Origin of the sequence: Stenotrophomonas sp. ZAC14D1_NAIMI4_1 (genome assembly GCF_003086775.1) — a bacterium.
Lineage (GTDB): Bacteria > Pseudomonadota > Gammaproteobacteria > Xanthomonadales > Xanthomonadaceae > Stenotrophomonas.
Genome location: NZ_CP026001.1, coordinates 1,265,278 through 1,275,303, shown reverse-complemented (window position 1 = coordinate 1,275,303; position 10,026 = coordinate 1,265,278). Strand labels below are relative to the sequence as shown.

The following is a 10,026-nucleotide window of genomic DNA, read 5'->3' as shown; positions in this document are numbered from 1 at the left end:
CTGAGCATGGAAACCCTCGACTATCGATTCGACGGCCGCACCCCGGTGCAGTTCCCGCGCGATGCGGTGCTGGTGGGCGTGCTCGCCTCGGGCAACCTGGAAATCCTGCTGGAGCCCGCCGCGCAGGACGGCGCGATGACGGTGCGGATCATCACCGCCGCGCAGGGCTTCGGCACCATCTGGCAGGCGGTCATCGCCGATTTCGCGCAGCGCCATCCGCTGCGCGACGTGCGCATATCGATCAACGATGCCGGCGCGACCCCGGCCGTGGTCAGCCTGCGCCTGGACCAGGCCGTGGAAACCCTGCTGGCCGGAGGCACGCCATGAGCCACGTACAACGCCACAGCTACTACGAAGCCGACGCACGCGAACGCATTGCCGGGCTGGTCGATGCCGGTTCGTTCCGCGAGTTCCTCGGCCCGGCGCGACGGGTGATGAGCCCGCACCTGGCCCAGCTCGACCAGCCGGCCGCATTCGACGATGGCATCATCGTTGGCGAAGCCACGCTGCAGGGCAGGCGCGTGCTGCTGGCTGCGCAGCAGGGTGAATTCATGGGCGGTGGCGTCGGCGAGGTACACGGCGCCAAGCTGACCGGCCTGCTGCGCCGCGCGGCGCAAACACGCCCCGACGGCGTGCTGCTGCTGCTCGACACCGGCGGCGTGCGCCTGCACGAAGCCAACGCGGGGCTGATCGCCATCTCCGAAATCATGCGTGCAACGCTGGGCGCACGCGCCGCTGGCGTGCCGGTGGTCGCCCTGATCGGCAGCGGCAATGGTGCGTTTGGCGGCATGGGCATCGTCGCCCGCTGCTGCACCACCGTCATCATGTCCGAGGAAGGCCGGCTGTCGCTGTCCGGGCCGGAAGTGATCGAGACCGTGCGCGGCGTGGAAGAATTCGACTCGCGCGACCGCGCCCTGGTATGGCGCGTGACCGGCGGCAAGCACCGCTACCTGATCGACCAGGCGCAGGTGCTGGTGCCCGACGCCATCGAAGCGTTTGCACGAGCCGCCGCTGATGCACTGCAGGCCGACGCCGCCAGCGGCGATACCGATACCGCACTGGATGCCCTGCAGGCCCGCCATGCCGCACTGAAGGCACGCGTGCAGGCCTGGGGCGATTGCCGCGATGGACTGGAGATCTGGGCACGCCAGGGCATCGCCGAACCCGAGCGCCTGCCGCTGCTGGACACCGACGCCTTCCTTGCCGCCACCGCCGACCGGAGCCTGCCATGAGCGCCCCGCTGCAGACCCTGCTCGATGCCCTGTTCCCGCGCGGGCACCGCATCGACGTGCAGGATTCGGTACTGACCGGCACGGCCACCACCGAGGATGGCGAGGTGACGGTGATCGGCACCACCGACCGCATCGAGGTCGGCGTCGACCATGCACTGGCCCTGGCCGACACCGTGCTGGCCAGCACCGCTGCGCATCCGCAGCGACCGATCGTGATGCTGGCCGACACCGCTGGCCAGCGCCTGGCCCGCCGCGATGAACTGCTGGGCATCAACGGCTACTTCGCCCATCTCGCGCAGACCCTCGACCTGGCCCGCCGACGTGGCGCGCGCCTGGTCACCCTGGTCTACGGTGAGTCGGTGAGCGGTGGTTTCCTGTCCTTCGGCCTGATGGCCGACCACATCCACGCCCTGCCCGATGCGCAGGTGCGGGTGATGGACCTGCGCGCGATGGCGCGGGTGACCAAGCAACCGCTGGAGAAGCTGCAGGCACTCAGCCAGAGCTCGCCGGTGTTCGCGCCGGGCGTGGCCAACTACGTGTCGATGGGCGCGGTCGATTCGCTGTGGGACGGCGACCTGGCCCAGCACCTGCTGCAGGCGCTGCGCACGCCCAGCGAAGGCGACCTGCGTGCCGCACGCGGCGTAGAGCGTGGCGGCCGTGCGCTGGCAGCGGATGTCTGCACTGCGGTGGCCCGCGGCGATGCCTGACCGGCCCGCCCGCCACACGCTGGCCTGGCTGTCGGCCAATGCCGACTGGCGGGCCGACGTGGCCGCGCACGAACCGCGCCTGGCGTCGTGGTTTGCGCAGGGGCTGCCAGCGATGGTGGCGCGGCGCGCCGTGGATGATCCCGACCCGCGCCTCCGCCTTGGCGTGCCGCTGCCGCCAAGCGAAGGCAAGCAGCGCATCGCCCTGCGCGTACCGCTGCACGATGTCGTGCGCCAGCAGCCGCCGCCGACACTGGAAGCGATCCTCGCCACCGGTGTTGCCCATGACTGGCAGCTGGCGCTGCACGCATTGGCGCACATTGCGCCAGCACGCGTGTTTGGCGCCTTCGCCTGGCAGCATCTCAGTGGCCTGCCCTATGTGCATGCCGCTTCGGATATCGACCTGCTGTGGCAGGTGGATGCCGCCGCGCAGGCCGACGCGGTGGTCGCGCGCCTGCAGGAGTGGGAACGCGAGTACGGCCGTCGCGTGGATGGCGAACTGTGCCTGGGCGATGGCGCTGCCGTGAACTGGCGCGAATACGCCGGTGGCAGCCGCCAGGTGCTGGTGAAGCGCCTGGAAGGCGCCGCGCTGGAAGCCCGCGAACGCCTGTTCGTCGCCACCGGAGTGGCCGCATGAACGCCCTCGCGCATGCCAGCCCGCACATCGCGCGCCGCGTCGACAGCGCGCGCCTGGGCCGGCTGGCCATCGCCAGCCTGCATGCTGAACTGGCCTGCGCGCCGAAGCCGGGCCTGGTTACTCCGTTCGACAGCGGCAGCCATGACGACATGGACGCCGGTACGTTCCTGCGCAGCCTGTTCGCGCTGCGCCACTACTTCACCGCAATTGCCAGCGCCGGTGCCGACGATGCGCCGTTCGCTGCCCTGCGCGCGCATGGCCTTGCCGCCGAGCGCGCGATGCTGCGCGCCACCGGCGGCATCAACACCCATCGCGGTGCCATCTTCAGCCTGGGCCTGCTGGTGGCCGCTGCCGCGCGCAGCCGCCGCCAGCACGGCCACGCCGCGCCCGCCGCGCAGGTCTGCCTGGCCGTGCAGCACTGGGCCGATGACTTCGCCGCTGCGCCGCTGGATGCATCCAGCCCCGGCCAGCGCGCGCGCCTGCGCCATGGCGTGCCGGGCGTGCGTGAGCAGGCCGCCGCCGGTTACCCCGTGCTGCGCGACCTGGCTGTACCGACCCTGCGCCATGCCTTGCACAGCGGCCTGGCGCGCGACGCGGCCCTGTGCCAGACCCTGATGCAGCTGGTTGCGCAGGTGGATGACCTGAACCTGCTGCACCGTGGTGGCGCCGACGGGCTGGCCTGGGCCCAGCAGCAGGCACACAGCTTCCTCGCAGGCGGCGGCGCATTCGCACCCGGCTGGCAGGCACGCCTGCACGCCCTTGGCGAGGGCTTCGTGGCCCGTCGCCTGAGCCCCGGCGGCAGTGCCGACCTGCTGGCCTGCGCCTGGTTCCTGCTGCAGCAGGAGGGCGCATGAGCCTGGCCCTGCTCTGCCCCGGCCAAGGTGCGCAGCATGCGGCGATGTTCGACCGCGTGCGCGATCTGCCTGCGGCCCGCGATGTCCTGCACGCCGCGGGCGCGGTGCTTGATCGTGATGTCTTCGACGCCGCTGCCGATGGCGCGCGCTTCGACAATGCGCTGGCGCAACCGCTGCTGTGCGCGGCCACGCTGGCGCACTGGCAGGTGCTGCGCGACGGCCTGCCCGCGCCGGTGGTCGTGGCGGGTTACAGCATCGGTGAACTGGCCGCACATGCGGTTGCCGGCAGCGTCGACACCGCAACCTGCCTGGCCTTGGCCGCACAGCGCGCGCGGCTGATGGATGCCGCCAGCCCCGCCAATGCGGGCATGCAGGCGGTGCTGGGGTTGCAGCGCCACACCCTGCAGCCACTGTGCGATGCACACGGTGCCCATGTGGCCATTGCCAACGGGCAGGATCATTTCATCGTCGGCGGCACGCAGGCGTCACTGCAGGCGCTGGCCGATGCAGCACGCACACAGGGTGCGGAAATCCGCCCGCTGCCGGTGCACGTGCCTGCACATACCCCGCTGCTGCAGGCCGCCGTCGCGCCGTTTGCGGCCGCGCTGGATGCTTCGCCGCTGCAGGCGCCGCGCCTGCCGCTGCTGGCCGGCATCGATGCGCGCCCGGTGCGTGATCGCGCGGCAGCGGTGCACACGCTGTCGGCGCAGCTGGCACAGACCATCGAGTGGGCGCAGGTGATGCGCCAGGCCTTCGAGCGCGGCGCGCGGGTGTTCCTGCAGCTGGGCCCGGGCAACGCATTGGCGCGCATGGTCGCGCCGTCCTACCCGTGCTGCGAGGTGCGCGCGGTGGAAGAGTTCCAGAGCCTGGACGGCGCCGCGGCATGGGTCCGCAGCGCGCTGGAGCGGCTGCAGTAACGGGTTCGAGCAGTACGTATCACGCATCACGTTGTACGACGCCTTACCCCGGGATGGCGGGTCTCCATCCGAGCTGTACGCGAGTCACGTGTCTGGGAGGGCGCATGAGTCCACAAATCGCAACGATCATCGGCCTGGTGATCATGTTCATCGTCGCTACCGCGATGCCCATCAACATGGGTGCGGTGGCCTTCGCCCTGGCCTTCATCGTCGGCGGCGTCTGGGTCGGCATGGGGGGCAAGGAAGTGCTCGCCGGCTTCCCGGGCGACCTGTTCCTGACCCTGGTCGGCATCACCTATCTGTTCGCCATCGCGCAGAAGAACGGCACCATCGACCTGCTGGTGCACTGGGCGGTGAAAGCCGTGCGCGGCCACATCGTGGCCATCCCGTGGGTGATGTTCGTCATCACCGCCGTGCTGACCGCCTTCGGCGCGCTGGGCCCGGCCGCCGTGGCCATCATCGGCCCGGTCGCGCTGCGCTTCGCCAAGCAGTACAACATCAATCCGCTGATGATGGGCCTGCTGGTGATCCATGGTGCGCAGGCCGGTGGCTTCTCGCCGATCAGCGTGTACGGCAGCATCACCAATGGCGTGGTGCAGAAGGCCGGCCTGGAAGTGACCGAGATGGCGGTGTTCCTGACCAGCCTCGGCTTCAACTTCATGATGGCGATCATCTGCTTCCTGGCTTTCGGCGGCATCGCCCTGATGCGTCGTGGTTCGATCACTGCCGCCGGCACCGTGGGCGGTGCTGACCTGGCCATGGCCGGTGGCCCGCAGGCGTCGTCGCGGCAGTTCGCCATCGAGGGCCACGGCGCGCTGGTGGCCGCCGGTGGTGGCACGCTGTCGAATGATCCGGCCGCACTGGATGCGGTGGGCTTCACCCGCGAGCGTCTGTTCACCCTGATCGGCCTGCTCGGCCTGGGCGTGGCCGCACTGATCTACAACCTCAACGTCGGCCTGGTCTCGATCACCGTTGCGGTGGCGCTGGCCCTGCTCTCGCCGCAGAGCCAGAAGGGTGCGGTCGATGGCATCAGCTGGTCGACCGTGCTGCTGATCTGCGGTGTGGTGACCTACATCGGCGTGCTCGAACATGCCGGCGCGGTGGACTTCATCGGCCATGGTGTGTCCAGCATCGGCATTCCCCTGCTGGGTGCGCTGCTGGTCTGCTACGTCGGCGGCATCGTCTCCGCGTTCGCCTCGTCCGCCGCCGTGCTGGGCGCGACCATTCCGCTGGCGGTGCCGTTCCTGATGCAGGGCCACCTGGGGGCCGCCGGTGTGATCTGCGCGCTGGCGGTGTCGTCCACCATCGTCGACGTCAGCCCGTTCTCGACCAACGGCGCACTGGTGGTGGCCTCGGCAGCGAAGGAAGAGCGCGAGACGCTGTTCCGCCGCTTCCTGGTCTACAGCGGCCTGGTAGTCGCGTTCGGCCCGCTGCTGGCCTGGCTGGTGTTCGTGGTGCCGGGCTGGATGTGATTTTGAAGGGGCGCCGGAGGATTCCGGCGCCCTTCGAATCGGGGGGGAGAGTCGACCGTTGGTCGACTATCGCGCGCAGCGCGGGATCTTCGGGATCCATGCGAAGGGCAGTCGACCAACGGTCAACTCTACCAAGTCGTATTTTCCCACCCCGTTACAGGTTCCACGCAGGGAGGCAGTACACTTTCCACCATGGCCATTGCTCCCGCCCCGCGTTCACCCAAGAAGCGCGCACCTCTGTACGAAGAGGTGGCCGAGCATGTGCGCGAGCGTATCTACGACTACCGGCTGCCGCCGGGCGAATGGATCGACGAGCCGGCACTGTGCGAGGAACTGGGCATCAGCCGTACGCCGCTGCGCGAGGCGTTGAAGCTGCTGGCCGCCGAAGGGCTCGTGCAGATCGATGCTGGCCGCGGCGCGCGGGTCACCCGGCTCACGCTGGAAGACCTCAACCAGCTGTTCCCGGTGATGGCGATGCTGGAAGGCCGCTGCGCGCATGAAGCGGTCAGGCACATCGACGATGCCGGCGTGCAGCAGCTGGAAGACCTGCACGCAGCCATGGAAGCGGCCGCCGCCAACGGCAACATCGCCGAGTACTACCGCAACAACTACCTGATCCACGAAACCGTGCAGCACTACGCCGGCAACCCGTGGCTGATCCGCATCACCCACGACCTGCACCGCATCCTGAAGATGCACCGTGGCCGCCAGCTGCTGGCACCGGGCCGCACCGCGCAGTCGCTGGCCGAGCACCGCGAGCTGATGGACTGCTTCCGCCGCCGTGACGCGCAGGCGGCCGAACGCACGATGGAACGCCACCTGCTGAGCCAGGGCCAGGCGCTGGCCGCCTACGTGGCCGATGGGGGGTTGTTGAACGTGCCCGCACCGTTGCCGACCGAAGGCGGCGGCTGAGCTGTTCTGTAGAGTCGAGCCATGCTCGACTGCTTTTTCGGGGCAGTCGAGCATGGCTCGACTCTACAAAAGCTCAATCGCTGCAGCTGCCACCATCGCCGCCACCACTGTCGCTGCTGCAGTCCGAGCCGCTGTAGCTGTGGCTGTTGTGGCTGTCACTGGCGTAACTGCCCGAGGAATCGTAGCTGCCCGCGAAGCTGCCCTCGCTGCGGCTGACCGAGCCATCGGCGGTGGCGATCGCCATGCACAGGATCGCGCCCACCAGCGGCAGCAGCCAGACCAGCAGCAGCTGCACCGCCCGCCCTCCCACCGACACGCCATCGCGCCGCACCACCACGTACGTGGCGACGAGGTTCAGTCCCAGCACCAGGGCGATCAGGACCAGGGTCACCACCAGCATGGCGTGCCTCCGCAGCAGCGAACCGGCGCGGTCATGGCGCCACCATCAATGACTGGATCTGCGCGCGCTCATCCAGCGGCCGCTGGAAACCCACCGGATAGACCGGTGCATGGCGCTCGCCCTTGAGCAGGAACAGGCTTTCGCTGCCCAGCGTGGCCTCGCGGATATGGCCCAAGGTGTAATGCCACATCGTCCACAGCGGCACCCGGATCGTCGCCGGCACCCTGCCCTCCCGCGGCCGCAGCACTTCCTGCACCTGCAGGACCAGGCGGATCTCGTTGTCCAAGCCTGGCCCGGTGCGCGATCCGGGATCGGTCAGCGGCCGTCCCTTGCCATCGACCATCTCCACGTCGACCACCTTGGCGCGGACGATCTGGTCGGCTTCCGCCACCATTTCCGCCACCATTTCCGCCAGCGGTTTCGGCGCCACCGAGGTGGCCAATGCAGGCGCGACGGCGCCCAGGCACAGCAGCCCGGCCAGCAGGATCGCGGGGGTCTTCATGGCGGTGCTCCCTCCCTGGATACCCCCTGACGATAGCACCACCGCGGCGGTTCGCCCTGCCTGTCATGAAGATGGGACAATGTAGGGCGCGCCGGCCCGGCCCCCTGGGGCCCGCCGGCCCCCTTGCACCACACGGAAGAAGAAGAACAACAACATGCTGAAAGTCATTTTCGATACCGACCCGGGCGTCGACGACGCCCTGGCCCTGCTGTACCTGCACAAGCACGCGCAGATCGACCTTGTCGGCGTCACCACCACCTTCGGCAACGCCTCGGTGGAATCAACCACCCACAACGCGCTGTACCTGAAGCAGGCCTGGGGCTTTGCCGCCCCGGTCGCGCGCGGCGCTGCGGGCCCGCTGCAGCCCGAAGCCACGCCGGAAGCCTGGCCGGTGCACATCCATGGCCACAACGGCCTGGGCAACCACCCGGTGCCGACCGCGCTGGACGTGGCCGCCGATGCGCGCCCGGCCCACCAGCTGATCATCGACCTGGTCCGCGCCCACCCGGGCGAAGTGACCCTGGTGGCGGTCGGCCGCATGACCAACCTGGCCCTGGCCCTGCAGCACGCCCCGGACATCGCCGGCCTGGTGCGCGGCGTGGTCCTCATGGGCGGCGCCTTCCACGTCAACGGCAACATCACCCCGGCCGCCGAGGCCAACATCTGGGGCGACGCCGAAGCGGCCGACATCGTGTTCACCGCGCAGTGGCCGGTCACTGCCATCGGCCTGGACGTCACCACCCGCGTGGAAATGGACCGTGACGGCCTGGACAAGCTGGCTGCCATCGGCGGAGCCGACGCCGAGCTGGTGCGTGCGCTCTCGCAGGACTACGTGGACTTCTACCTGCAGGCCGGGCACAAGGGCATGGTGGTGCACGACTGCTGCGCCTGCATCGCCCTGACCCGCCCGGAGCTGTTCCAGTTCGAGCGCGCCAGCGTGCGCGTGGCCACCGATGGCGTGGCCCGCGGCATGACCATTCCCAAGCCGGAAGGCCTGGCCTTCGGCCCCAGCGTGTGGGATGGCCACGTGCTGCAGTCGATCGCCATCGGCGTGGATGCCCCGGCCGTGCTGGCCGACATCGAGCAGACCCTGGCGGTCTGATCGCCTAGCGCTTGGCCCTGCCCGGGGTCGTCTCGGGCAGGGTCCACAGCACCGGCAGCACCAGCACCGCCACCAGCGCGATCATCGCACCCGGTGCCGCTGCCCAGCCGCTGCGTTCCACCCACCACTGCGCCAGCCACGGTGTCGCCCCGCCGAACACCGCCGTGGCCATGGTCACGCCCAGTGCCAGCCCGCTCACCCGGCCTTCGCCCGGGAACTGCTCGGCCGTGGCGGGTGCGGCCACCGCGCTTACACCACCCGCCACGCAGGCCAGTACCACCGCCGCCAGCGCGATGCCCAGCGGCGCCGCCTCGGCCATCCAGCCGAACATCGACAACGGCAGCAGTGCCGCCAGTACGGTCAGGCCCAGCAACAGCGGACGCCGCCCAAAGCGATCAGACAACATGCCGCACAGCGGCGTGATCGCGATGACCGCCACCGCGGCCACCGTGGACAGCCACAGCGCATCGCCTTCGTCGTGCCCCTGTGCGTGCAGGAAGGCTGGCACGTAGGTGATGCCCACGTAGTAGGTGATCGAGCCCAGCGCGGAAATCGCGAACGTGCGCGCCACCGCGCCGGGATGGTTGCGCAGCACGTGGCGCAGCGGCGTGGCCGGAATGCTGCCCTCGCGGCGCTGGCGCTCGAACTCGGGCGATTCATGCATGCCCGACCGTGCGATGAGGATCACCAGCGCCAGCGCGGCACCGACGAAGAACGGGATGCGCCAGCCCCAGCCATCCAGCTGCGCGGGCGTGAGCGTCGCCACCGTCACCGCGGAGATCGCCACCGCCAGCAACGCGCCCACCTCGCTGGCGGCCGAGGCCAGCGACGTGACCAGGCCGCGTCGCCGCGCCGGTGCGCTTTCCAGCAGGTAGGCCACCACCCCGGTGTATTCACCGCCTACCGAAAAGGCCATCACGCAGCGCAGGACCAGCAGCAGGATGCCGGCCGTGGTGCCCGCCGTCGCTGCGGTCGGCAACAGCGCCGTGGCCAGCATCGCCGCCGCCATCAGCGCCATCGAGGCCAGCAGCATCCAGCGCCGGCCGAGGCGATCACCGAGGTGGCCGAAGCACAGCGCGCCCAGCGGACGCATCAGGTAGGACACCGCGAACCCGGCCAGGGTGACCAGCATGGCCTGCTCGCCACCACCGAAGAACACCCGCGACAGCACGGTCGCGAAGTACAGGTAGAGGGTGAAGTCGTACCACTCCACCACGGTGGACAGGCCTGCCACCCACATCGAGCGCTGCCGCGCCGCGGTCATTTCAGTCATGGGCGGAGGGTGTCACGCGCA

At 69.7% G+C, this 10,026-nt stretch carries 12 protein-coding genes; 9 read left to right on the top strand and 3 right to left on the bottom strand.

Annotated features, from left to right (window positions below; translation table 11 throughout):
• The first annotated feature begins 6 nt into the window (after window positions 1-6).
• The 8 genes from mdcC to C1927_RS05910 all read left to right on the top strand — a co-directional run bounded on the left by mdcC (window position 7) and on the right by C1927_RS05910 (window position 6,728).
• Window positions 7-327, top strand: a complete 321-nt coding sequence (gene mdcC, locus C1927_RS05945; RefSeq protein ID WP_108746165.1) for a malonate decarboxylase acyl carrier protein — start codon at window positions 7-9, stop codon at window positions 325-327.
• Window positions 324-1,232, top strand: coding sequence for a biotin-independent malonate decarboxylase subunit beta (locus C1927_RS05940; RefSeq protein ID WP_079221026.1), 909 nt, complete (start codon window positions 324-326; stop codon window positions 1,230-1,232). The genes mdcC and C1927_RS05940 overlap by 4 nt, the downstream gene beginning before the upstream one ends.
• Window positions 1,229-1,939, top strand: a complete 711-nt coding sequence (mdcE, locus tag C1927_RS05935) for a biotin-independent malonate decarboxylase subunit gamma (protein ID WP_079221025.1) — start codon at window positions 1,229-1,231, stop codon at window positions 1,937-1,939. Before C1927_RS05940 ends, mdcE begins: the two co-directional genes overlap by 4 nt.
• Complete coding sequence (mdcG, locus tag C1927_RS05930) at window positions 1,932-2,573, top strand: malonate decarboxylase holo-[acyl-carrier-protein] synthase (RefSeq protein ID WP_079221024.1); 642 nt, start codon at window positions 1,932-1,934, stop codon at window positions 2,571-2,573. The genes mdcE and mdcG overlap by 8 nt, the downstream gene beginning before the upstream one ends.
• Window positions 2,570-3,427, top strand: a complete 858-nt coding sequence (gene mdcB / locus C1927_RS05925; protein WP_108746164.1) for a triphosphoribosyl-dephospho-CoA synthase MdcB — start codon at window positions 2,570-2,572, stop codon at window positions 3,425-3,427. Before mdcG ends, mdcB begins: the two co-directional genes overlap by 4 nt.
• Window positions 3,424-4,344 (top strand): malonate decarboxylase subunit epsilon, encoded by a 921-nt coding sequence (gene mdcH / locus C1927_RS05920; RefSeq protein WP_079221022.1) that lies wholly within the window; start codon window positions 3,424-3,426, stop codon window positions 4,342-4,344. The genes mdcB and mdcH overlap by 4 nt, the downstream gene beginning before the upstream one ends.
• 104 nt (window positions 4,345-4,448) lie before the next feature.
• Complete coding sequence (locus C1927_RS05915; protein ID WP_079221021.1) at window positions 4,449-5,816, top strand: SLC13 family permease; 1,368 nt, start codon at window positions 4,449-4,451, stop codon at window positions 5,814-5,816.
• A 192-nt stretch (window positions 5,817-6,008) separates the two neighbouring features.
• Entirely contained in the window at window positions 6,009-6,728 is a 720-nt protein-coding gene (locus tag C1927_RS05910; protein WP_079221020.1) for a GntR family transcriptional regulator, read from the top strand.
• A 73-nt stretch (window positions 6,729-6,801) separates the two neighbouring features.
• On the opposite strand, the gene C1927_RS05905 is transcribed toward C1927_RS05910, so the two are convergent.
• Both C1927_RS05905 and C1927_RS05900 read right to left on the bottom strand, forming a co-directional pair.
• Window positions 6,802-7,128 carry a hypothetical protein gene (locus C1927_RS05905; RefSeq protein ID WP_079221019.1) on the bottom strand — a complete coding sequence of 109 codons (327 nt, stop codon included), beginning with the start codon at window positions 7,126-7,128 and terminating at the stop codon, window positions 6,802-6,804.
• A gap of 31 nt (window positions 7,129-7,159) precedes the next feature.
• Entirely contained in the window at window positions 7,160-7,630 is a 471-nt protein-coding gene (locus tag C1927_RS05900) for a hypothetical protein (protein ID WP_108746163.1), read from the bottom strand.
• A 154-nt stretch (window positions 7,631-7,784) separates the two neighbouring features.
• Here C1927_RS05900 and C1927_RS05895 point away from each other — a divergent pair, with 154 nt between their 5' ends.
• Window positions 7,785-8,732 (top strand): nucleoside hydrolase, encoded by a 948-nt coding sequence (locus tag C1927_RS05895; RefSeq protein WP_108746162.1) that lies wholly within the window; start codon window positions 7,785-7,787, stop codon window positions 8,730-8,732.
• Window positions 8,733-8,736: 4 nt separating this feature from the next.
• Here the strand turns inward: C1927_RS05895 and C1927_RS05890 are convergent, their stop codons facing one another.
• Window positions 8,737-9,996 (bottom strand): MFS transporter, encoded by a 1,260-nt coding sequence (locus C1927_RS05890; protein WP_079221016.1) that lies wholly within the window; start codon window positions 9,994-9,996, stop codon window positions 8,737-8,739.
• Window positions 9,997-10,026 lie beyond the last annotated feature (30 nt).